The sequence below is a fragment of the Brevundimonas sp. genome, from assembly GCF_041648055.1.
In the GTDB taxonomy this organism is placed as follows: domain Bacteria; phylum Pseudomonadota; class Alphaproteobacteria; order Caulobacterales; family Caulobacteraceae; genus Brevundimonas.
This window is the reverse complement of record NZ_JBAZPS010000013.1, coordinates 49,427-72,335: the sequence shown is the minus strand read 5'-3', so window position 1 is coordinate 72,335 and position 22,909 is coordinate 49,427. Positions and strand designations below refer to the sequence as shown.

Annotated in this window: 20 protein-coding genes and 1 pseudogene; 4 read left to right on the top strand and 17 right to left on the bottom strand. The window is 68.1% G+C overall.

Going from position 1 to position 22,909, the window contains the following annotated elements:
• Nucleotides 1-230: pseudogene (locus WC585_RS16155) on the bottom strand (glycosyltransferase family 1 protein); the annotation flags it as partial.
• 324 nt (nucleotides 231-554) lie between these two features.
• Between WC585_RS16155 and WC585_RS16150 the strand changes: the two are divergent.
• Both WC585_RS16150 and WC585_RS16145 read left to right on the top strand, forming a co-directional pair.
• Nucleotides 555-3,854 (top strand): autotransporter outer membrane beta-barrel domain-containing protein, encoded by a 3,300-nt coding sequence (locus tag WC585_RS16150; protein WP_373258917.1) that lies wholly within the window; start codon nucleotides 555-557, stop codon nucleotides 3,852-3,854.
• 285 nt (nucleotides 3,855-4,139) lie between these two features.
• On the top strand, nucleotides 4,140-5,669 hold the full coding sequence (locus WC585_RS16145; protein WP_154725267.1) for a site-specific integrase: 1,530 nt from the start codon (nucleotides 4,140-4,142) through the stop codon (nucleotides 5,667-5,669).
• A gap of 313 nt (nucleotides 5,670-5,982) precedes the next feature.
• Here WC585_RS16145 and WC585_RS16140 read toward each other — a convergent pair whose 3' ends face one another.
• A complete protein-coding gene (locus WC585_RS16140) occupies nucleotides 5,983-6,975 on the bottom strand; it encodes a sensor histidine kinase (RefSeq protein WP_373258916.1) in 993 nt (330 codons plus the stop codon).
• Between the two features lie 182 nt (nucleotides 6,976-7,157).
• Between WC585_RS16140 and WC585_RS16135 the strand changes: the two genes are divergently transcribed.
• On the top strand, nucleotides 7,158-7,349 hold the full coding sequence (locus tag WC585_RS16135) for a hypothetical protein (protein ID WP_154725265.1): 192 nt from the start codon (nucleotides 7,158-7,160) through the stop codon (nucleotides 7,347-7,349).
• A gap of 75 nt (nucleotides 7,350-7,424) precedes the next feature.
• Here WC585_RS16135 and WC585_RS16130 read toward each other — a convergent pair whose 3' ends face one another.
• The 4 genes from WC585_RS16130 to WC585_RS16115 form a co-directional block, all read right to left on the bottom strand.
• Nucleotides 7,425-8,240, bottom strand: coding sequence for a hypothetical protein (locus WC585_RS16130; protein WP_373258914.1), 816 nt, complete (start codon nucleotides 8,238-8,240; stop codon nucleotides 7,425-7,427).
• A 372-nt stretch (nucleotides 8,241-8,612) separates the two neighbouring features.
• On the bottom strand, nucleotides 8,613-9,290 hold the full coding sequence (locus WC585_RS16125; protein WP_154725262.1) for a hypothetical protein: 678 nt from the start codon (nucleotides 9,288-9,290) through the stop codon (nucleotides 8,613-8,615).
• Nucleotides 9,287-11,521: a Mov34/MPN/PAD-1 family protein gene (locus tag WC585_RS16120; RefSeq protein WP_196066297.1), complete on the bottom strand. Its 2,235-nt coding sequence runs from the start codon at nucleotides 11,519-11,521 to the stop codon at nucleotides 9,287-9,289. Before WC585_RS16120 ends, WC585_RS16125 begins: the two co-directional genes overlap by 4 nt.
• Entirely contained in the window at nucleotides 11,518-12,651 is a 1,134-nt protein-coding gene (locus tag WC585_RS16115; RefSeq protein WP_154725260.1) for an MBL fold metallo-hydrolase, read from the bottom strand. The genes WC585_RS16120 and WC585_RS16115 overlap by 4 nt, the downstream gene beginning before the upstream one ends.
• Nucleotides 12,652-13,234: 583 nt before the next feature.
• On the opposite strand from WC585_RS16115, the gene WC585_RS16110 reads away from it, so the two are divergent.
• Nucleotides 13,235-13,435 carry a hypothetical protein gene (locus WC585_RS16110; RefSeq protein ID WP_154725259.1) on the top strand — a complete coding sequence of 67 codons (201 nt, stop codon included), beginning with the start codon at nucleotides 13,235-13,237 and terminating at the stop codon, nucleotides 13,433-13,435.
• A gap of 40 nt (nucleotides 13,436-13,475) precedes the next feature.
• Here the strand turns inward: WC585_RS16110 and WC585_RS16105 are convergent, their stop codons facing one another.
• The 11 genes from WC585_RS16105 to trbE are packed head-to-tail and all read right to left on the bottom strand — an operon-like array spanning nucleotide 13,476 to nucleotide 22,908.
• Nucleotides 13,476-13,916, bottom strand: coding sequence for a helix-turn-helix transcriptional regulator (locus WC585_RS16105; RefSeq protein ID WP_373258912.1), 441 nt, complete (start codon nucleotides 13,914-13,916; stop codon nucleotides 13,476-13,478).
• Nucleotides 13,913-14,107: a hypothetical protein gene (locus WC585_RS16100; RefSeq protein WP_373258910.1), complete on the bottom strand. Its 195-nt coding sequence runs from the start codon at nucleotides 14,105-14,107 to the stop codon at nucleotides 13,913-13,915. The genes WC585_RS16105 and WC585_RS16100 overlap by 4 nt, the downstream gene beginning before the upstream one ends.
• Nucleotides 14,100-14,375, bottom strand: coding sequence for a hypothetical protein (locus tag WC585_RS16095; protein WP_154725256.1), 276 nt, complete (start codon nucleotides 14,373-14,375; stop codon nucleotides 14,100-14,102). The genes WC585_RS16100 and WC585_RS16095 overlap by 8 nt, the downstream gene beginning before the upstream one ends.
• On the bottom strand, nucleotides 14,372-14,974 hold the full coding sequence (locus WC585_RS16090; RefSeq protein ID WP_154725255.1) for a lytic transglycosylase domain-containing protein: 603 nt from the start codon (nucleotides 14,972-14,974) through the stop codon (nucleotides 14,372-14,374). Before WC585_RS16090 ends, WC585_RS16095 begins: the two co-directional genes overlap by 4 nt.
• Complete coding sequence (locus tag WC585_RS16085; protein ID WP_230307490.1) at nucleotides 14,968-15,480, bottom strand: S26 family signal peptidase; 513 nt, start codon at nucleotides 15,478-15,480, stop codon at nucleotides 14,968-14,970. The genes WC585_RS16090 and WC585_RS16085 overlap by 7 nt, the downstream gene beginning before the upstream one ends.
• Nucleotides 15,477-16,637, bottom strand: a complete 1,161-nt coding sequence (locus WC585_RS16080) for a TrbI/VirB10 family protein (protein WP_154725254.1) — start codon at nucleotides 16,635-16,637, stop codon at nucleotides 15,477-15,479. The genes WC585_RS16085 and WC585_RS16080 overlap by 4 nt, the downstream gene beginning before the upstream one ends.
• Entirely contained in the window at nucleotides 16,634-17,674 is a 1,041-nt protein-coding gene (trbG, locus tag WC585_RS16075) for a P-type conjugative transfer protein TrbG (protein WP_154725253.1), read from the bottom strand. Before trbG ends, WC585_RS16080 begins: the two co-directional genes overlap by 4 nt.
• Nucleotides 17,653-18,336: a conjugal transfer protein TrbF gene (gene trbF, locus WC585_RS16070; protein ID WP_154725252.1), complete on the bottom strand. Its 684-nt coding sequence runs from the start codon at nucleotides 18,334-18,336 to the stop codon at nucleotides 17,653-17,655. The genes trbG and trbF overlap by 22 nt, the downstream gene beginning before the upstream one ends.
• A 1-nt stretch (nucleotide 18,337) precedes the next feature.
• Nucleotides 18,338-19,783, bottom strand: coding sequence for a P-type conjugative transfer protein TrbL (gene trbL, locus WC585_RS16065; RefSeq protein WP_230307489.1), 1,446 nt, complete (start codon nucleotides 19,781-19,783; stop codon nucleotides 18,338-18,340).
• A 4-nt stretch (nucleotides 19,784-19,787) separates the two neighbouring features.
• Nucleotides 19,788-20,534, bottom strand: a complete 747-nt coding sequence (locus tag WC585_RS16060; RefSeq protein WP_154725251.1) for a conjugal transfer protein TrbJ — start codon at nucleotides 20,532-20,534, stop codon at nucleotides 19,788-19,790.
• Nucleotides 20,485-22,908: a conjugal transfer protein TrbE gene (gene trbE, locus WC585_RS16055; RefSeq protein ID WP_373258906.1), complete on the bottom strand. Its 2,424-nt coding sequence runs from the start codon at nucleotides 22,906-22,908 to the stop codon at nucleotides 20,485-20,487. Before trbE ends, WC585_RS16060 begins: the two co-directional genes overlap by 50 nt.
• Nucleotide 22,909 lies beyond the last annotated feature (1 nt).

The following is a 22,909-nucleotide window of genomic DNA, read 5'->3' as shown; positions in this document are numbered from 1 at the left end:
AGCGAATGGCTGACGCCCGGCCGATTCTCCTCGATCCAGGCCTTCTTCGACAGAAGATAGCGCTTCACCCCGCCCGAGCGCGGCGCATACAGCATGGTGGTGTCCACCAGCCTGGGCCGGTCGTCCATCGACGCCAGCTTCAGCGCTCTCAATGTGTCGGCGACCTCGACGTCCAACCCCGGAATCAGCCGGAGTTCGCTTTCGTGAACGTCGAGGTCGGTCAGTGTCATGAAGAGGTTCTCGCCGGGTCTGGGCTAACCAACGCCGGGGGGCGTGGGTTGGATGCGTCGCGGTGAAACGCGGTGGACCGTTCTTCCGCCCGTAAACCCCGCCGTCGGAAACCTCAATACCTCTGAGCCAAAACCTTCCGCACCCCACCTAATAGACCGCGAAATCAGCCCCTTATCCAAGCTACGGTTGCGACACGCTCTTGCAACAGACTGGACACGGCCTTGCATTCGCCTCAAATTCGATAAACTTGGGCACGGTTAGCGTCGATCCTGTAAAGGACCGTCTGCTTCGTGATCGCGTGACCATCAGGGGTTTTCTTCCGAATGCGTATTCTACTCGCGACCGCCGTAGCGATCGCCCCCTTGCTGGCTGTTACGGGCGTTCAGGCCGAGGTCGTCGTCTCGACAGCCCGCACCACGCCGATCCAGACGTCCAACGCCACCGGCACCGCGGCTGACAATGTCCGCATCGCCAGCGGCGGCTCGATCGCCGTCACCTCCGGCGCAGCGATGACGCTAGATTCGAACAATACGGTCGATATCGACAGCGGCGGCTCCATCACCATGGCCAAGGCGGCCGACGGCGCCACGGGCGTCCTAGTGAACGGCGGCAATACCGGCTCCGTCACAATGGGGGGAACGATCAACATCACGGACAGCCAGGAAACGGCGGACATCAAGGACACGGACGGCGACGGCGACCTTGACGGGCCATTCGCCACCGGGACCGGCCGCTACGGCGTTCGGGTCACGGGCGCCTCGCCCTTCGTCGGCAATGTCCTGGTCGAATCCAGCGGCTCGATCTCCGTGGAAGGCAACAACTCCTACGGCCTCGCGGTCGAAGCGCCCCTGACCGGCAAGCTGCAGAGCCTCGGTACTGTGCGCGTCGTCGGCGACAACAGCGTCGGCATCCGCACGACCGGCCCGATCTCGGGCAATGTCGACCTTGCGGGCTCGGTGTCCGCGACCGGAGCCGGCGCCTCGGGCGTGTCGATCGAAGGGGACGTCGGCGGCGCCCTGAAAATCCATTCGGCCGTGACGACCACGGGCTACCGGTACACCTCCCCGCCCCCCGTCCGCCCGACGACAGGCGCCTACGACAACGCCTCGACCATATTCCTGGACGAACTGGACGCCGACGATCTGTTGCAGGGCGGTCCGGCTGTGCGCGTGGCCGCCAATGTGGCCGGCGGCGTCCTGCTGGATACGGGCCCGGCCTATTCCTCGGCCGGGATCGACGGCGACGACGACAAGGACGGCGTCAAGAACGGCGACGAGGATGACGACGGCGACGGCGTCAAGAACCGCGACGATGCGGATCGCGACGGCGACGGCGTGCCGGACGCCAGCGAAACGACCGCCTCCCTGACATCGGTAGGCGGCGCGCCCGCCCTGCTCATCGGCTCCGCGACCAATGCGGTGACCCTCGGCGCCGTAGGCGCCGGCGACGCCGCCTATGGCCTGATCAACCGCGGCTCCATCACCGGGACCGGCGTCTATTCCGGCGTCGAATCGCGCGCCCTGCAGCTGGGTGTGGCCGGCGGCCAGACCGTCACCGTCGCGGGCGGGGTGCGCAACGAAGGCGGAATCGCCTCCACGGCCGTGGACGCCAACGCCACCGCCATCTGGATCGGCTCCGGCGTCACCGCCCCGGCCATCTCGAACACGGGCAATATCCAGGCCGTCGCCTCCGGCAAACAGGCCCATACGGCCACGGGCGTGCTTATCGGCGCCGGCGCCAATGTCGGTTCGCTGACGAACACCGGCAATATCGTGGCCTCGTTCGGCGGAAACCACGGCGCCGCGACGGTCATCCGCGACCAGTCCGGCACCCTGACCCAATTGAGCAACGCCGGTTCCATCATCGGCTCGCTGTCGGCGGACTCCACCGACACTACGGCGATCGACGGCACGGTGACCGCCATCGACCTGACGGCCAACACCAGCGGCGTCACGGTTCGTCAGTACGGCATCCCGGCCGCCGCCGACAGCACGGCGACCGATACGGACAAGGACGGGGTCCCTGACGCCAGCGAACCCGTCATCGTCGGCGCGGTGAAATTCGGTTCGGGCGCGGATGCCTTCAACGTCGAGAACGGCACGGTCATCGGCGACATGTCCTTCGGCGCCGGCGCCGACCGCCTGTCCATCAGCGGCGGCGCGGCGGTGAGCGGCGCTGTCACCGACAGCGACGGGGCTCTGGACATCAACGTCTCCAAGGGCACGCTGAACGCGACCCAGACGACCGCTACTTCCATTTCCAGCCTGAACGTCGGGGCCGAGGGCGTCCTGATCGTCGCCGTCGACCCTCAAGGCGATCGCGCCGGCGGATTCAACGTCAGCGGCGCCGCAACCCTGGCCACGGGCGCGCAACTGGGCGTCCGCTTCTCTTCCCTTCTGGAGTCGCCGGAGCGGTTCAGCGTGATCAAGGCCGGCGCCCTGAACGTCGGGGACATCAACCAGAGCCTGCTGACCGATAATTCCCCCTATCTCTACGTCGTTCAGGCGGGTGTCGATCAGGCCGCAGGGGAAGTCTACGTCGACGCCCGTCGCCGCACCGCCCAGGAGGCCGATCTGATCCCCGTCGAGGCCTCGGCCTTCGACGCCGTCTATGCCGCCCTGGGCAGCAATGAGACGATCCGGAACCTGTTCCTGAGCCAGACGAACCGGGACGGCTTCATCGACGCCTATGAGCAGATGCTGCCGGACCACTCGGGCGGGCCTCTGATGTCCCTGTCGGCCGGCGTCGACGCGGTGACCCGCGCCCTGACCGGCCGCAACGCCTCCGCCGCCCCCGGCGAGACCAGCGCCTGGGTGCAGGAGATCAACTTCTACGCCGACAAGGACAAGACCGATTCCTACGGCTTCCGCTCTGAAGGCTTCGGCGTCGCGGGCGGCGTCGAAAAAGGCACTGGCGCGGGCGCCTTCGGCCTGACCGCCGCCTTCACCTCGTCGGACATCAAGGACCCCGAGTCCGAGGCCGAGGAAGTCCTGTCGGCCAACCTGCTGGAGCTGGGCCTCTACTGGCGTGCGCAGGGCCAGTACTGGACCACCTGGGCGCGCGCGGCCGGCGGCTACGCCAGCTTCAACGCCGACCGGTCACTGGTCGCCAACGGCGTCTATCTGAACAACAAATCCGACTGGCACGGCTGGACTGCAGCCGCAGCCGGCGGCGCCTCCTACGAGCGCAACTACGGTCGCCTGAACGTCCGTCCCGAGGTGTACGCCGAGTACTTCCGCCTGTCGGAAGGCGCCCGCTCCGAATCGGGCGGCGGCAGCGGCTTCGATCTGGATATCGACTCGCGCGACAGCCACATCTTCTCGGCCGTTGCGGCGATGAACGTCGGCTACGGCTTCGGCAAGGACGGCTGGATCCGTCCGGAACTGCGCATCGGCTATCGCCAGAACCTGTCCGTCGACGCCGGCGAGACCATCGCCCGCTTCGCCAGCGGCGGCCCGGACTTCGTCCTGTCGCCGGACGGGGTCGAGGGCGGCGGCCTGATCCTGGGCTTCCGCATGAACCTGGGCAACGACCTGGGCATGCTGTCCCTGACGGGCGACGCGGAACTGCTTGAGGATTACGTCCGCTATTCGCTGCTGCTGCGGGCCAGCTTCCGGTTCTGACCGGGGCGATCGCCAAAAGACAAAGGCCGCCGGATCGCTCCGGCGGCCTTTTTGTTTGGTAGGCGGCGACGGGTTCGAACCGCCGACCCTCTCGGTGTAAATCGCCCCGGATGCAGTTTTTCTGCTTTTCACCGCTTTTCAAAGTTCCTGTAACCTGTTGATTAGGTTCAAGTGAAGCCGTTCACCCCTTTGCACGGGTTTGCAGCGAATCTTGCACCAGCTGCCCCCCCTATTGCCCCCCTAAATGCTACACTGAACGCGTCTGATTTGCTCAGGACGCCGAGGATGCCGACCCAGATCATCACGACCGACCGCCAGCTTGCCAGTCTCAAGCCGCTCGACAGCCGGTTCGAACGCCGCGTGTCCGGCGTCCGGGGTCTGACCGTTCGGGTCTGGCCATCCGGTCTGACGCAGTTCGAGGTTCGGTACGCAGTCAAGGGCGGACCCCGCCGTCGCATGACCTTGGGCGACTATCCGACGGTGACCCTCGCCGAGGCGCGGCGCAAGGCCACCGAGCTCAGGCTGGAGCTTCTCAACGGCGTGGACCCGGTCGCGGAGCGCGCGGCCGCCCTTCTCCCCGCCCCGCCTCAGGAGACCCTCGACGAGGTCGCCGAGGCCTACTGGAGGGCGGCGGAGCTGGGTTTGCATGGCGGCCGTCGACGCCCCAAGCGCCCCCGGACGATCGCCAATGAGCGCCACCTCTGGAAGCGTCATATCTCGGCGACCTTCGGCCAGACCGCCCCGCGTGACCTGAAACGCGCCCAGGCCAAGCCGTTCATGCGCGCGCTCGTGACCGAGCGCGGCCTGTCCGCCGCCAGCGCCGCCTCGATCGGCGGCCTGCTCCACAGTGTTCTGGCCTTCTGCGTGCAGGAGGAAATGATCGACGCCAACCCCATGGTCGGACTCGCCCGCCCCCTGGCCCTGGTCTCGCGCGACCGGCTGCTGGACGAACCCGGTTTGAGGCTGGTCTGGGACATCGCTCTCGACGGCGCCCAACCGCGACCGGCAGGCTACCTCAACATCGGGCTGGCGGCGCGGCCTGAACCCGTGATGGCGCTTGCCATACAGTTGCTCATGCTCACCCTGACGCGACGCAACGAGGTGGCCGGCGCCCGCAAGGCGGAGTTTGATCTGGACGCCGCGCTTTGGGTCATTCCGGCCGAACGGGCCAAGGCCAATCATCAGCACGTCGTTCCTCTGAGTCCGCAGGCGCTGGACGTCCTTGCCGCCGCGTACGCGCTCGATCCCGACAGTGCGTTCGTCTTCTCCTCCCCGCGCGTGGCGGATCAGTGCATCGACGAGCAGGCGATTACCCGGACGTTCTCGCGCATCTTCGAGCGCAGGAAGCTCCCGCTCCGATCGCCGCACGACGTCCGTCGCACGGGGGCGACGACGCTCACCGGACGATACGGCGTCACCAGGTTCATCGTCGGCCTCGTTCTCGGCCATACGCCCAAGGACGGCGCGGCGGTCACAGCCGTCTACGACCGCTACACCTATGTTCCTGAGAAGCGGGCCGCCTTGGTGAAGTGGGCTGATCATCTCGCCGGCCCGAAGGCGTCGACAGCGGGAGACACTCCGGACGGTGGAACCGCAGACGCTCCGGTCGACGAAATTGACGCCGCGAAGGCTAAAGCGCTCTCACTCTGTGTCGAGGGTCGCAAACAACAAGCAGTCATGACGATGTGTATGGCCGCCAGCCGCGCCGGCGCGGTGTCGCAAATCCATCTCGACATGCTGGCTGTCGTCGGAATGGATCTGGCCGGACGGAACGACTGGTCTGAGCTGGAGGCCTGGATTAATGGTTTCAGCTAACCGCAAGACGCCGCTCTAGGCACGCATCTGACCGTGAGTGTTGCTGGAAGGCGCCGGTCTGCGGCATGCGCCGGGCCGTTGTGCGGCTGGGACCGGCGGTGTCCTGCATGCGCTCCCATGCAGGAGGCGATCGTCCGGTCCGCCGGTCTCGACCGGAGCCCTGTGGAGCCCATAGTCACGCCGACACCATGGAGGGGCTAACCGGCTCGATTACGCGTTTCTGCCGCCGTCGGCGGGCGTGCCGGCGGTTTTGATTGGGTCTCTGACCCGCCCCCATCTCACGGCAGGCTTGGGGATTAACGGGGCCGCCGACCTATTCCGCGAGTCTGGCCGTCGTGATGCGCAAAATGGCGATCATTCCGTCTCGCGGCCAGGCGTATTCGACCGAACCTCCGAAATGGCTTCGCATCAGGCGTTCCAGCAACTGACTTCCGAACCCGGTCGTCGTCGAGGGCGGCGTCACAGGCGGCCCGCCGCGTTCGGTCCAGACGATCACCGCCTCGTCGCCGTCGATCAGGCATGCCACATCAAGTAATCCGGCGTCAGCCGAAAGCGCGCCGTGCTTCACCGAGTTCGTGGCCAACTCGTGCAAAATCAGAGCCAGGTTCGTTGTCGCCGATTCCCCGATGCCCATGCGAGGCACAGACACGCGGATCCGCCCGCTAAACGCGCCGAGGTCATCATAGGGGGTCAGCAGTACGGAAATGAGATCACCGAGCAGGGCGGCGTTTTCGGTCTGCCCCGGGACGGGGCGCACCAGATCGTGGGCACGACCCAGCGCCGTCAATCTCTGGCTGAGTTCCCGGGCCATATCCTCCTTGGTCCCGGACGTTCGTGCAGTCATCGTCGTCAGAGCGCCGGCGATCGTGATCAGGTTCTTTACGCGGTGGCTCATCTCGCCGGCCAGCAGCTCGTGGGGTTCTTCCGCCTGCTTGCGCCCGGTCACGTCGAGGAAAACGCCGTACATCACACGGCCCACGATGCCCTCGTCGTCTCCGCGACCGCGCGCTGAAATCCAGCGCACCTCCTCGCCCAACAGAACCCGGAAGTCGATTTCATAGGGGCCGACAATTCCGCGTGTGGCGCTGAAGGCGGCCCGCACACGATCCCGATCAGCGGGGTGTATATTGGCGGACAAATCCTCGAAGGTAACGGGCTGGCCGGTCGGGACCGACCACAGGCGATAGCCGATCTCGTCCATCGTCAGGCGATCGGTGTCGACATTCCACGCCCACAGGGCGACGCCGGCCGCGGCGACGCCGAGGCGAAGGTGTCGTTCATCCCACACGGCGGAACTCGGCTGCATCACAAATCTGCACGGCTGTTTGATCCCAGGCGAAGCTACAAAACTCACGCGACGCCGCAAGACCTGGACTTAACCGCGTTCCGCCCGCGCGTTCGAGAAAAAAGCGAGCGATTTCGGCCCAGTTCGCATTCGGCCTCGTCAGCGGCGGAGGAACTCGCCCGTCATCGCTGAGTTTGAACCGCATGACCAGCCGTAGTTCGACCCGTCAGGGCCCGCTGAAACCGCGATCGTCCAAGGACGCGGTCGTCGTCGAGGATCCCTCCCGGGACTCCATTCGCATGACGGCCGACGAAGCCGATCTTTCAGCTTTTCGCATGCTGGACGCCGCCGCAGAGGCCCGGGCCAGTCACGACAGGGGTGAGCGGGATGAGTGACAGCCTGATCCAGCCAAAGGGCGCGAGGTGGCCGCTCCCCCCAACGCTTGGCTTCCATCTGGAGGTCGATCCCGATCAGGACGCGTTGACGGCATCCGGCGCGGGAGGAAACAGTCTGCCGAAGGCGGCCCGGGCCCGCCTCATCTCGCGTCCCAGCCGCAGCCTCAGAGTCATGCCAGCGATGTTGAAGCCCCGAAAGCGACGATCTAGACGATCATCCATCGCCGCCCGGTCGAGGATGGCCATCGGGTCGTAACGGCACACCTCATGGGCGCGACGTCCGTCCGCATCGTTTTGCAGGAAGTCGGCCAGGCCTCTCAAGACGCGCTGCGCCTCACGGCTGTCCCCGGCGACGAGTTGTTCCTCGATATAGTGTTCCAGGACGATGGGAGAAGCATGCAGCTGTCGCATGGCGGTATCATCGGTTCGGCCGAGCCGGGTGACGTTCGCGACCCGGCTTTGGAAACAGTGCAGCGGGTGCATGACGGGGATCGCCAGAATGTCTGCGACCTCCCGCGTGCGGTAAGGGACAAGAAGCTCCACCGCGAGCTTTTCGAGATCCGATCGAACCCCGATCACGTTGGTGATGAAGTCGATCTCGATCCACAAACCGTCGACCTCGGCCTCGACCTTGGCTGCGTTGGGCGTGTGGTCGTCCAGCGACGGGATGTTCAGCTTGCCCTGGAGAGCGGTGGCGAGCTTGGTCGCGGCCTGCAGGTGCCCGAAATAATCCAGGTCTTTCGAGGTGAACGGACCGAACTCAAGCAAGGCCGGATCATCGCCGGCGTAGCGCTCGGCCCAGATGTTGAAAGCCTGGCCGCCAACGACAAAGGCGTCGTCGTCCAGCCTCAGGATCGAGACCAGCTTTAGAACGGTTTCAGGAGGCAGCAAGGTCCAGGCGCGGCCCTAGCGGCGGCGACGGATGACCGCGCCCGCAAGGTTCAGACCGCTGAAAATCCCGTTCTCGCGGATCATGTCAGCGCGCGAAACCAGGCCCGATCGCAGATTCGCGTCATCGCGTTCCCGAGAAGCCTGCTTCTCGTTACGCCGATCTTCGAGACTGTAACTGCCGACGGGAGGCATTTTGACACCTGGTTGAGACTGCCGTTATCCCGCTCAAAGCCTGAATAGTCAATGAACGGGGGGTCTTTGCGATCGGGTCGCAGCGGCGGCGGGAGCCAGTCCCTTTGCGGAGCATCATGTGGCGCGGGCAGCGGCGCTTCGCAAGGAGCGCGAGCACGACCGTGCCAACCGCTGCGGGGCTCAACCCGCCTTCGTGGGCTCGCTAACGGGGATGGAGCCGGCGTTGGTGCGAGCCGCCTCGGCGCCGATGAACTCAACGACGATCTCGCGGGTGTAGTAACGCGCGAACCGCCAGGCCCGCAGGGCGGCGATGACGGCCCCGCCGATCGCCACGCAGGCATATTGCGGATCTGGCCAGCGCGCGATGAGAAACCAGACCGCCATCAACAGGAAGGCGGCGGTGAGCCCCCGCATAAGCCCATAGGTTCGGTTGAACATGTCGATGCGGCCTGTCCGTCCCGAGGCGGCCAGGCGCGCGTAAGCCTGACGCATCAGACTGTCGAAGGCCGCGCCGGGTAGGGCCTGCGGGGCCTCGACGCCAGTCACGGCGTCGAGGCGCTCAAGAAACGCGATCCGCTGCGCGGGGGCGACCAGCCGACCCTCCCGGCGCAACCACCGCGACGGGAGACCACCGAACGGAGCCCACAACGCGAACTCGACCAGATTGCCCAGCCCCTGCACAAGGTGGCCCGCCACGAAAGCGGCGACCAGAAAGAGACCGAGATCCCCCAGCGATACGCCCTCGACAGCCAGAAGCGCCCTGGCTTCCGGCCACAGAAGCGCCACGCCCGCCGCGACCACCGCGCCGGGGGTGATGATCGCGATATATTCATAGGGGTCGAAGGTCGGGGTCGTCATGATGTTTCCTCGCTCACGGCCGCGAGCACGCCCTTGTAGCCGTCCCGGCCCTGAATGAGCAGAGCCAGGGGATAGGGGGAATGGGCGCCCAGACGGCGCGCGGTGGCCCGGTCGACGCCGGACGGGGTCGCCGGACCCAGGTGGCTGTGCCAGGTCCCGACGCAATAGAGCGCCCCGGCTGTTTCCCGCGCCCAGCTGGAAATCGCGTCATCGAGGCCTTCGACACCGAGCTCGAAATACGCCGGAGAGCGGCGGCTGTCCGGAGGCGCTGCGATGACGTCCAGGGCGTAGATCACGCGCTGCACCAACGACACCCGCCCCATCAGCACCCCGCCCGTCTCGACGCGAGGCCACTTGGCGATATCCACCGACAGCGCCTGCCGGACCCGGTCCGAGACACTGAGCGTCCAGCCTTCCTCCAGCGAGACCCGCACGAACGCCGCGACAGGAGTCCGCGTATAGACCACGCCCCTCCCCTCGCGGCGCCAGGTCTCGACAAGCCCGGTGTCCGGCAGGCCCGCCAGATGATCGGACACGGATTGGGCCATACCCGCCGCCAGAACGGAGAGCCGGGCGTCGTCCGCCACCATCGTCGCCGACCCGCAGCCCTCGCCGAGGGCGACCACCTGAAGCGTACCGCCGAAGACGTGGGAGCCCTCCGCCGCCTCGTCTCGCGCCAGGACATAGGCCGCCCCTGCCAGCTCCTCGATCGCCGGATTGCGCGCGGGCCCTTCGGTCCGGAGCATCCCCAGCGCGGCCCTGTCGAAGAGTTCGCCATCGATCCAGCGCGGGCCGCCGGCCGGTGAAAGCGCTGCCGACGCGCGAACCGAGAGCGACGCCGTCGTGTTGACGATGACGTCGGGCGCCACAGACGGCTTGGTGAGCGCCGCGATGGCGACGGCGGCTTCCACGGGAAGGCTTTCGACCGGTTCCCGCGTGACCGCCTCGATGGCCTCGGCGAGCGCTGTCGACTTGTAGGCCGCCCAGCCCAGGCCGAGGGGAAGGTTGGACGGTGTCAGGGCGTGACGGGCGAGATTGTGCGGCGCCAGGCCGGCCTTGTCGGTCACGGCCACGGGCGGGGCGCCCTCACGGGCCAGATGCAGTCCCATCTTGGAACCCAGACTTCCGGCGCCGACGAGAGCCCAGGACGCCCGGGGTTCGGGCTTGCCGCTCATCCGGCGCAGAAGCGCTGTGGAAACCTGGTCCCGGACCAGCAAACGCCGCACCGGGGTGGCGCGGTCGAGCTTGGCGCCCCTGCCTCCGAACGCCAGCTGCATCCGGTAGGCGAAGATTTCCACCGGGCTGTCGAGTCCGGCAAGGCGAACCGGTCTGCGCACCAGCAGGAAGACGACGACCGGCAACACCGCGCGCTCGCTGCGGGTCGGCTTGTGCGCCGTCAGCAAGCCGAGAACGAACTCCAGACGCCGGTTGAGGTGATACTCCGCCGCCTTGCGGGCCAGCGCGTCCCAGGTGTCAACATCGTCCGGCGCATAGACGCCGATTGTCGGCGGCGGCTCCTCGCCCGTGCCGGTGGCCGCCCATACGGCAACGGCGACACCCCGGCCCCACGTCATCCGCCCCTGGGTGTCGGCCCATATCTCGGCATCCGCCAGTTTGACGGGCCCTCCCACCTCGCCAAGCCAATGCCGAGCCGGGCCGCGCGGAAGCGCCAGATCGCCGAAGCGGGATTGCAGATAGGCGTAGCCCACCGAGGCGAGACCGCCATCGTCCGGTATCGCCCGCAAGGCGCCGGTGTCGACGACGACGACGTCGTCATAGCTGTCCCGGCGAGACGGCTCCCAGCCCTGCTCAGGATCGATCAGAACGCCCGCTGCCGCTCTCGAAAGCCAGACGACGAACTGGCTTAGGAGACCCTTCATCCCGTGGGCTGCGTAAAAATCATCAATCGGCGCCTCCGTCAGGCATGGCACCGGCAGGCCGTCTGCGGTCAGCCACGGCTGAACGTGGGCGAAGGCCCGACCGAGATCGGCGCGATAGGACGGCTCCGGAGCGACAGCCGGATAGCCGGGCCCAAACTCGAACCGGACCCGCTCGACCGGACGCACCCCGCCCGGACTGGCGCCCTTGGCCAGCCATCTGTTCCCGAAACCGAGATCCAGATCGACCCACAGCCGAAGGCCGCCGCCCCCCTCTTCGAGAGGGCCGACAGCCTGGACGGCCGAATGTCGCTCGATATCCCGCCGGGCGTATTCCGCGGCGACCCGGTTCACCCGTGGCCCTGCGGCGTCACTCCGATCAGGGTGGGCCCTCGCGGCGTCGCGGCCTTGATCAACGACAGTCCGCCGTAACCGATCTGGTATTCGAGCGGCTCGGGACCGCCATCGCCGACGCAGACAAAATCTCCCTTCACCCCGGCGAGGATGTCGCGGTATTCCCGCTTGGCCCGGATGCACGGCGGATCGCTGTCGTCGTCCTTGATGGGCTTGGAACTGGCCACGATCACGGCGCCGCTCCGAGCCTGCCCTAAGGCGTCGCGCGCGTCCGGGCTCACCTTGGCGTCTTCGCCCTTCTGGCTCCAGCTCTCCCAGGACAGACTGTGCCAGCTGCAGTGATGGGGCGCCTGAAGCAGGTCGTAGGCCAGATGGTCCGGCGTGGAGGACTTGCGCGCCCAGAGCCGCTCCCAGATGCCGACCTCGGCGTCGCCGCCGCTGAGGAAGAGGACCGGATCGACGCCAGCATCGGCGATCTTGAACTGGAAGATGATGCTGCTGTCGTTCTTGGAGAGGGCCTCTTCCTCGTCTTCGCTGTCGCTCTTAGGCAGAGGGGCGAGCAGACGGGCCTCGAAGTTCGGCTCGCTGGAGCCGTCGATCGCCCAGACAACCTCGTCGATGCGGACCAGGATTGCAGCCAGATCGTCGGTCTTGCCGTCCTCGTCCTCGCCGATGATCTGCACGCGCTCGCTGACGTCGCATGAGCCCTTGGACCTGAAGACCGCCACGCGGCGCTTGGCCTCCTTGTTCCACGCCTTGGCGTCGGGGCACAGGACGTGGCTGCGGCACGCCCGCCGGAAGACCATGGGCGATGACCACATCTCGCGAATGACGATCTTGCCCCCGTCGGCGACGTAGTCCGCCAAGGGCGCCAGATGGAAGTGGGTCTCGACGCCCCGGCAGTGGTCGGCGTCAGGATGAGACAGGATCATGGCGTCTACATAGGGACGCCCCGCGCCGTCGCGGCGCAGGCGATCCTTCAGCTGGCTGCAGACATCGGGCGTCGCGTCCCCGGCGTCGTCTGCGGCTGCCCGGATATTGCAGTCGATGAGGATAGTCCGGCCGCTGGCCAGGGTGATCAAGGTCATATCGCCGTTGCCGACGCGGAAAAAGCTGACTTTCGGGGTCATGGATGTCCAGAAGGAACATGCCGCAGCCAGGCTCTCCGGTTGGCGCTCTGGCCTGTTGTGTGCCAGGGCAAAGCGCGTTTATATCCGGCACCGGTCTGCGATCGGTTGAAAAAAGCGGGCGAGAGACGACTTCCTGCGACGGCCAAGTCTGGTGGTCGCCTCTCCCCGTTGGTCCCGGCCGGTCGACCGCGGTCTGAGGCCTGAGCCTCATCTTCCCCCTCCCGGGAGTGTCGTGCCGGTTTCGGCCAGCATCCCGCGCATGCGAATCGCCGCGGCGCACCTATAACTATGGCGCGGTGACGGACAAATGGAAGCAGGGTTAAGGAAATCCTTCCATCTGTCCCGCGATTCGGGATCGAACGCTAGATGTGGTGTTGCAACAACACCTCACTTCTATACGTTGTGGCCTGCTGCGATGCTTGAGATTCGAACGAATCTCGTGGTGACCTGTCTGGAGTTGGAAAAACGGAGCATCAAGGACGGCGGCGCGGCGAGTGCACTGGCGGAGGGCGCAGGCTTTCCTCTGCGGTCCCAAGAGGCTTAGGATCTGGTTTCACATCCTCAAAACGACCTGGAGAGCGATATGACAGAGGTAAAACTCTCCGCAGCCCCGCGTGGAAACGGCTTCCAGTCGACTGTGAGTTTCCCGAACGGCGTCTCGATGAATTCGGCGGAGACCTACCCGACCGTGTCGGAAGCGCTGGCGGCGGCCGCACTTAAACTGATCGACATGCCCGATCGGCTAGCGGCCTTCGATCAGGAGCTTACTGCCCCCAAAGATTGATGACCGTCGCCGATCCGGATTTTCCCAAGCGCACCCCTGCTCAGAAGCCGAAGTCGATCTGATCCAGCGAGGCGGTAGCCTTGGGCCGCCGCTTCGACCCTTTGGCCTTCACGGACGCTCCAACCTGCTCCGAGCCGCTGTCCGGGCGGAGGCTCGCGACCGGATCGACCGTTCGCATCGCCGCACGGACCGGGGAACGGGACCGGTTCAAGCCCGGGAGTTTCGGCGCCCGCGCGGGAGCCAGCGCACGCGCCGCGACCGACGGTGGCGCCTCCCTCGTCCGTGCCGCAGACCAGGCCGTAAGTTCGCTCTCCCGCCATGCCACCCGGTTTACGGAGATCCGCACCGGCGACGGAAAGCTTCCAGCGCGCTGGAGCCGCCATGCCGTGGTCCGGCTCAGGCCTGTGATATCCTGAACGCGTGGCCACGCCAGAAGGCGGTCGTCTGATCCTCCCGGCTCACTCCGACCCTCCTCCGTCATTTCCGGAAACCCATCGCCGCCAGAACCGCGCCGTGACACACCGCTTGCAGGATCGCGGCGTCATTGGCGGCGTCGACCGGATCGAGAGCCGCCCAGTCCCGAACGACGGCCTTGAGAGCGAAGCTCGCCGACGGATCGGCGAGGACAGCCTCGGCCGTCGGCCATCGAGGCGTGTGCGCCGGCTCAGACACGACGACGCGCCTGGGCGGCCGCCGGGGCCGCGGTTCGGAGGTCCGAGATCTGCGACTTCGCCCAGGCTTCGAGAAGGTCGCGCGGATAAAAGGGTTTGGCCCGGATGTGCCGGCATGGCGGTCCCCCGCCCCCGGTCGACCAGAGACGGGCCAGGGTCGCGGGCTTCAGCCGCACGCCGAACTGCTCCAGATGGGCGGCCGCTTCGGCCCGGGTCAACAGAGCCTGACCGTCCGCGCCCGCCGAGCTGTCTTCGACGGTCGCGATCATGGCGCGTCTCCAACCGGCAAACACTGCTTAGAACGGCGCACGCTCCGTCCTGCGCTCAGGGCCAGGTAGCATTCAATGACCGTGGAGACATAGGCCCGGGTCTCGGCGATGTCGGGCATACGTCCCAGTCGCTCGACCCGCGACGGGCCCGCATTGTAGGCGGCGAGCGCCAGCCTCAAGTCGCCGAAACGCACCAGCTGTCGGGCGAGATAGGCGGCTCCTCCCCTCAGGTTTTCAATGGGATCGAAGCGGTTCCTGACACCGAGGTCAAGGGCTGTCCGCGGCATCAACTGAGTCAGGCCGCCCGCGCCCGCCGGTGACAAGGCGTCGGCCCTATACCCGCTTTCCGTGACCACAAGCGCGTGAAGGAGCTTGGGATCCAGTCCGTGGGCGAGGGCCGCCGCTTCGATGGCGTCCTGAAACGGCTGGCTCAGCGGCTCCAGTGTTGGTGTCCCGGCATCGATCGACGCGGGCTCGACGACAGGCGCGACGGGCGCCCCGAACAGATCGCCACCGGCCTGTCGCCAATCTACGGCCTGGGCCGAAACCTGTGACGCGATGGCCAACGCGGCCAGTCCGACGAAGAGCGACCTCACCATGTTAAGCCCTCCCGATAGACGCCCCGAATTTGGTCCCGGTGAACGGGACCGAAATACCGGCTGTCGAAACTCGACGCCGTATCGCCCAGAAGGAACACCTCATCGGAGGCCAGCCGTCGACAGCCACTCCACGTCGGCAGGGCCACGCCCTGGCGATCCCGCGACCGGGCCCGAACGACACGATCAGGCGTCCTCACCTCGTCGTCGCTTCGGCAGACGACCTCTCCCCCGACCGCGGCGACGCGTTTGATCAGGAGGATGTCCTGCGGCATGCCCAGGCCCGACAGATAGGGGCGCGCCACGCGAGGCTGGGGCACGGCGACGATGGCGTTCCGGTCCGGCCCCTCCCCCGGCTGCCGAAAATAGACGCCTTTCGGAAGGCTCGGGCTCTCATTGACCAGAGCCAGGGCCGGACACCGATCCAGGATCAGCCCGACGCAGGTCATCATGAAGACGGCGACGCCGAGAACGGCCCACCGGTTTCCGTTGTCGAGGGGCGAGGTCATGGCTGATAGGGCTCCAGGATGAGGTCGCGGGTGATCATCACCCGGACCGGCGCTCCCGCGCGCAGCCGGATCGACGGCCTCACATCGAGCTCGCGATCGACCAGCCGACCGCCGACCTGAGACCCCTCGATCGCCGCCGCATCGCCGGCGTCGCCGAGCAGGCCGCCCGATCCGCGCTTGCCGTCCCGGGCGACCTGACCGAGGGTGGTGATGGCCCCGGCGAACAGGGTCCCGACCAGAAGGGGAAACAGCCGCCGGTCGATCTGGCCGCGCACGCCCGTTGCGCCCTGAGCATCGACGCCCGCTTCCGAGCTCAGGATCAGGCTCTTGCCGTTGGGCAGGATCAGCCGTTCCCAAGTCAGGAAGGCGCGCCGGTCGCCATAGACGCTCTCACCCTCGGAGGTCCCGATCAACCGGGTCCCCTGGGGAAGCAGCAGGTGGCGGCCGCTGATCGAGTCGTAGACGTTCTGGGTCACGGTGGCGACGACCGGTCCGGCGCGCGACGTGTCCACGGCGGTCAACAGGGCCGCCGGCACGATGGCCCCGGCCTTGAGCTCGAACGGCGACAAGGGCGCCACCAGGCTATGGCCACTGTACATCGCCCCCAGATCCGGATCGGTTCGGGTCGACCGCTCCTGAGCCGGTCCAGAACCTGCCGGGGTCGTTCCCGCGCTCCCCGCCTGGGCGAAGAACAGGCCCGACTGCGCCGCCAGCTGTCGCGGGCTCGGTCCCGTCGGCCGGGCCGGCGCCGCAGACCGGTAAGAGGTCGCATAGGCGGCCTCCCGGCGAAGTGGAGCGGCCGTCGCTTCGCTCGTCGCCGCCGTCGGCTTTGTATCCGCCCCGCGAGGCTCCGGAAGCCGGTCATAGCTGGCGGGCTGATCGGTGACGGCCTCGGTCGGTCGCACCGAACCGCGCGCGCTGTCCTCCCGATCCTCGGCCTTTCGGATCCGGGCCGCGTCGCGCAGCTCGGGCTGGACGACGAAGGCCCAGGCCAGGGAGCCGGAAACCAGAACGGCTCCGCCGATCACGATCATCTGCACCACCGATTTGCGGAGCCGAACGGCGTGAGGCCGGGCCGCCCGCGCGTCGAGACCCGGCGCCGGCTCTTTTGTCGGAGGCGCCGCCGTGACGGGCTGCGGGGTTTCGAACTCAGTCATGAGCGGCCTCCTGAGACGCGGCGGATGCGAACGATCTGGGGGTGGCGGTCGCCGAGCCTGAGCTCGGCCCGGTCGAAGACGCGGTCGACGACGAAGAGGCCTCCGACCTGGCGGTAGTTGACCATCTGGGTCTCGCCGTCCGGCGCGACGACGAACAGGACCGGCGCCTCATCGACCTGGACGTCCGGGTCCAGGGTGATGAAGGTGCGAACCCCGTCGTTGAAGACCGCCGTCGGGGTCCAGCGCGCCCGTCGGCCTTGCGGCTCGATCCTGTAACGACCGTCGAGCGGCCCCTCCGGCGTCACGACGGGATCCGGAACACGCACCTCCGCCAGCGCCAACGGCGCAGTCACGGCTTCCGTCCCGGCGGCGGACGCTCCGGCGTCCCAAGCGACGGCGGCGTTGAAGGCGTCCGCCGCTCCGCTCTTCAGATCAATGAGATAGACCCGCCTGTTCGTCGTCAGGATGAGGTTTGTCTCCAGGCCGCGCTCCAGAGGCTTGAGCATCACATGGGTCCGCGCCTCGGTGCCGGATCCGGAACTGGCCTCGCCGATCTGCCAGCGCACCGTGTCGCCCGCCGCCTTGGACTGGAGGGTCTCGCCGGGCGCCAGGGTCAGGGTCGTGACCCGCAAGGGCGCGGTCCAGACCTCGAACACCCGCCCAGGCGACCAGGCGAACACCTGGACGCCGCCCACGAAGTCGTCGGAGCGGGAGGGCGCCCGCGCCGAGACATTGGCCGCCGCGATCGCCGCGCGGCCGCTGACCGCGGCGGATCGCGTGACCGGTTGAGGCTCCGGACTCTCCGCCGCCTCATAGGGGCGCGTTCCAGAAACTGGTTCCGGCGTCACCGGCTCATCCACGGCGACAGGCGCGTCGAGCATCACCGCCAGCGGTTCCGGCGCTGATGCCGTCGCCGCAGCCGCCCGGACCATCGTTTCGCCCGAAACACCGGGCGGAGCGGATTGCGCTCGCAGGAGTGCGCAGCCGGACAGCAGAAGGCCGCTCGCGGCCAGGATCAGGAGGCGTCGGGGGTCCATGAGATGTCCTCGATTTTCAGGCCCAGGGGGTTCTTCATCAGCTCGGCCTCGGTGCGGGGCGGCTGGGTCGTCGTCGTGATCAGGGCGCGCCAGCGCTCGGTCCCGGCCGACTGGCCGTTGACGAACCTCGTCTCCCGCCACTGCAGATCAAAAGTCCGGTCTGTGCGTCTGACAACGTTGAGGATTTCGACATTGACGGCTTCACGCCCGACCTCGGCGAACGGGTCGTGGTCCGCCGCCCAGGTGTTGAGGAAGGACGCCGCCTTCGGCGTCAGCAGGTCGTAGGCGCGCAGCCAGTTCTGCCGGATAACAATCGGGTCGATCGACTTGGACCGGACGTCCCTGACCCAGCCGGCGAGCGCATGGCCGATCTGGGCCTCGTTGGGCTCGTAGCGGCCGCCGATGGCGGTGATCCTCTGGGTCTGGCCCAGATCGGAGACCTCCACCACGAACGGCTTGACGACGGCCCGGTCGGCCTGGGCCCACCACCCCGCGCCGAGAAAGCCCGCCAGGACCAGGTTGGCGACGGCGATGCGGCGCCAGTTGCGGGCGTGGGCCAGGGACAGGCCCATGCGGTCGTCCCAGATCTGGCCCGCACGCTGATAGGGCGTCTGGTCGGGCGCCGAGGCCATGGCCCGCTTGGGCCGGAAGAAGGGATGCATCTCAGGACTCCTCGGTCTTCAGGTTGGGGGAGAGGACACCGCTGGTCTCGCCGGCCGGCAGAAGGCCGCGGCCGGTGTTGGCGATGAAAAAGGCCTGCAGCGCCTGCGATCGACCGGCCGGTCTGTTCCCGGAGCTCGTCGAGCCGCTCTGGCCAGCCGCACGGTGGAAATCCCTGCGGGCGCCTTCGGCCTCCCGTGCGATCGTCGCGGCGGGGCGACCGGCCGGGGTCGAGGCCGCTCCGCCTCCCCGCGCCGAGCCTGACAGGGCCGCCGGGGCTGCCAGCGACTCCGTCGCCGCCGACGACCAGGCGACCGCCGGCTCGGAGACGCCCGGCGTCTCTCCGGACGCCCCCGACGGTCCCGGCGGACTGGCCGCGCCGCCGCCGGCCGGCCGGCGCGGTCCAGGCGGCGGCGGATTGTCGTTGGAGTGCTGCGGCGGCGCGGACGGGCCGGCCGGAGGCCGAGGCCCCGTCGGCGGGGGCGCCGACCGTCCGCCCTGGGCGCCCGCTGCCGAACGGGCCGCGCCGGACAGCCGTCCGGCGGCTCCCGCAGTTCCGCCTCCGGCGCCCGCCAACCCTGCCGCTCCGAGCGCCGCGACGCCGCCGACCGCGACGCCAGCCGTGATCGCCGCCCCCGCGCCCAGGGCCGGTCCGCCGGTGACGAGGGCCGAGGCGAGGTTGGGGATGAACAGGGCCAGCATCGCCAGCAGAAGCGAGGCCACGAGGATCGTGAGGGCTTCGTAGATGTCGGGATTGGCCGACGGCTGGAGCTGGTCGAAGATGGTCCGCGCGCCCGAGACCACGATGGCCAGCGCCAGGACCTTGAGGCCTGAGGAAACCACATAGCCGAGCGGGCGCTCCGCCAGGAAGGCGGACTTGTTCCAGATGCCGAACGGCAGGAGCACGAACCCGCCCAGGGTGACGATCTTGAACTCGAGCAGGGAGACGATGATCTGCAGCGCCAGGACCGCGAACGCCAGCATGATGCCGATCATGGCCAGGCCCAGGATCAGGGCGTCGGCGAGATTGCCGACCACATCGAGCGGATTGTCGACGGGCGCGGGCGTGTCGCCGAGCGCCTTGACGATCTCCCAGCCCTGCTGGAGCACGGCCCCGGGGTTGAGGAATTCCTCGCGGCTCAGCGAGCCGCCGCCGGCCGTCAGACCCAGTTCGAGGAAGCCCGCGTAAAGGGTTTCAGAGAGTTGCTGCCAGTCGTTGATTAGAAAGGCGAAGGCGCCGATCAGCAGAACCTTGCCGAATCCGGCCGCCAGGACCTCCCGGTTCGAGGACAGCGCCCACTGGATGCCGGTCAGGGCGACGACCAGCACGATCAGCAGGCCGAAGACCCCGTTGACCGCGCCCTGCAGGGCGTCGAACCCGGCCGAGACGGTGTTGGAAAACACCACCATGAGCTCGTTCGAGGTCTCCATGCTGACCGCGCCCGACATGGCCTCAGTCTCGCGCGTGCGACAGGGGATCGAAACTGGGCGCGACCGGCGCGGACGCGCCGCCCGCCCAGCGGCGGCGGCGCGCCTCGTCGCCCGAAGCCCGATCGGCGGCGTCCCGGGCCGTGGTCTCGGCCATCAATCTCGACTGGGCGAGCATGATGGTCCGCAGCGCCGCGAGATCCTCGGCCAGGACCGCCAGCAACTGATTGGTCGACTGGATGGCGGCGGTCTGGCCCTGGGCGGCCACGCTGGAGTCGAGCGCGCCCGACACCCTGGCGTGCCGCGCCGTCCCCAGCCGTTCGAGCTCCGCGGCGGTCCGGGCGACATCCTCGGCGGTCCTGCGGGCGTTCGCCGTGCGCGACCGGCTCTGTTCGAGAAGCCGCAGAGCGTCGGTCCCGCTGAGGTCGTCGGGGAACAGGGTGTCGAACTGCCGCTCGAGGCCGCTGACGGAGGTCGCCAGGCCCCGGGCCGTCCTCGCGAGCTCGGCCATGTCGCGCAGGCTCTGACTGGAGCCGGCCAGATGGCTGTAGGGATTGGCGGCCAGGCTCTTCGCCTCGTTGGCGAGGCTCTCGAGCTGGCGCGCCGCCTGCAGGGCGTTTTCGATATGGTTGCGCGGGTCGAACACCACCTGCTGCGCCGGGACGGGCGTGGCGGCGAAGAGATTGACCGCCGTCAGGACACCGGCGGCGATGGAGACGATCCTATTCGGCCGCGAGCGGACGGGCGAAGGCGTCGAAAACGGAATCAACATTCTGCACTCCCTTGGCTTTGAGAAATTCACGGGCGAACGCGGGTTCGCCGAAGCGGGCGAGGACGTCCTCGATCAGGGCCTGGTCCTCGGGCGATCCCGCCCCGCACAGGGCCAGGGCCACACCGGTCAGGCGCAGGTCGAACAGCCGACGGCCCCGGGGCTGGCGCCAGTAGTAGGCGCGCTTGGGCGTGGCGAAGGCGATCAGCTCGAGCTGGCGCCGGTTGAGACCGAAGCCCCGATAGAGCTCCGCCGACGAGGGCTCGAGCGCCCTGGGATTGGGCAGGAAGACCTGGGTCGGACAGCTCTCGATCAGGCTCGAGGCGATGGATGACCCAGCGATGTCGTCCAAGCTCTGGGTCGCGAAGATCACCGCCACCCGCTGCTTGCGCAGGGTCTTCAGCCATTCGCGGATCTTGGCCGCGAACCCTGTCTCTCCGAGGAAGAGCCAGGCCTCGTCGAGCACGAGCAGGGTCGGGCGACCGTCGAAGCTGCGCTCCAGCTCGTGGAAGAGGGCCGAGAGCACCGGAGCCACGGCCGAGGGCGTCGCCATCAGGGTCTCCAGTTCGAAGGTGTCGAAGCGGCTGACGGAGAGGGCCGCGCCCTCCCCGTCCAGAAGCGCGCCGTGCGGACCCTTCAGGGTCAGGGGTTCGAGCGCGGCGGCCACCGCCTTGTCCTGCACCAGGGCGCAGAAGACGGTCAGCGTTCTCTGGCTCTGCGGCGCCTCGGCCAGGGCGCCGAGCGCGGCCCAGATCTCTTCGCGCACACGAGGAACGGGCTCGAGCCCAGCTAGCTTCACGGTCTCGGCGATCCATTCGGACGCCCAGGCCCGTTCGGTCTCGTCGTCGATCTGCGCGAGAGGCTGAAGGGAGACGCCCGCGCCGGGCGCCATGGCCCGCCATCGGCCACCGGCCGCGTGGGTGGCGGCGCGCGCCGAACGTCCCTTGTCGAAGAAGACGACGCGGGCGTCCGGATAGCGGAACCATTGCAGGGCGAGGAAGGACAGCAGCGCCGACTTCCCCGATCCGGTCGGGCCCACGACCATGGCGTGGCCGACGTCCCCGACATGGAGGACGAGGCGGAACGGCGTGGATCCGGTCGTGCGGGCCGTCGCCAGGGGCGGGCCATCGAGGCAGGCGTCGATCGACGGCCCGGCCCAGACGGCGGAGACCGGCAAAAGGTCGGCCAGGTTCAGGGTGGAGACCAGCGGCCGTCGGACATCGGCATAGGGTTCGCCCGGCAGGGATCCGAGCCAGGCCTCGACCGCATTGAGGTCCTCGATCCGGGCGACGAGACCCTGGGCGTTCAGGGTCGCCTCGATGGCCCGGGCCTTGGCGGCCGCCCCCTCCTCGGAGGCGTCCAGCACCGTGACGGTCAGGGTCAGATAGCCGAAGGCGCAGCTCTCGGCCCCGAGCGCGGCCAGGGCGCCGTCGCATTCCTCGGTCTTGGTGGCCGCATCCGTATCGAGGAGCGGCACCTCCTCCTTGGTGATGGCCTCGCGCAGCAGGACGCCGACGCCCTTGCGCTTGGCGAACCAGCGCTTCCTGAGCTTGACGATCTCGGTCTCGGCGTCGGGCTTGTCGAGGCCGAGCCAGCGCGCCGTCCATCGGTATTCGAACGGCAGGGTGCCCAGGGCGTCGAGCAGGCCCGGCCGTGTCACCGAGGGTAGGCCGCGCACCGACACGACCTTCAGCCACTGGTCCCCGAGCCGGGGCGCCACGCCGCCGGTCAGGGCGGCGTCGGCCAGAAAGGCGTCCAGGAACATGGGCGCTTCGGGCGCGCGCACGGCAAAGGGCCGGGCCGAGACGCTATCGTGCAGCCAGGTCAGGAGGATGTCGTCGTCGAGCCGTTCGATCTCGTTCAGCCCATCGGCGAGGAGATCGAAGGTCGTCGCCGCCTCCCGTTCGAAGGCCGCGAGCGACTGGCGCCAGTCCTGACCGGCGCGGGCCAGGCCGTCGAACAGCCAGCGTTCCATGCGGCGGGTCTCATCCGCCGGAGGCAGCCAGGTCAGGGAAAGTCGGAAGTCGGTCTCGAACGCCGGGTCCGCGCTCTCGAACCGGCTCCGGCGTTCCTCGTCCAGGAGCCAGGCCGCGTCGACGTCGAAGGCGCTCTCCGGATAGGGCGAGGCCGGCCGCCGACGCGCCTCGACGTGCAGGCACCAGCCCGAGCCGAGACGGCGCAGGGCGTTGTTGAGGCGGGCGCGGACCGCCATCAGCTCGTCCTCGGTCGCAGACTCCAGGTCCGGACCGCGGAAGCGGAAGCCGGACAGGAAGGACCCGTCCTTGTTGAGGATCACCCCGGGCGCGACCAGGGCGGCCCAGGGCAGATGGTCGGCCAGGGCGGCGGGCCGTCTGCGATGCTCCTCGAGAAAACGCATA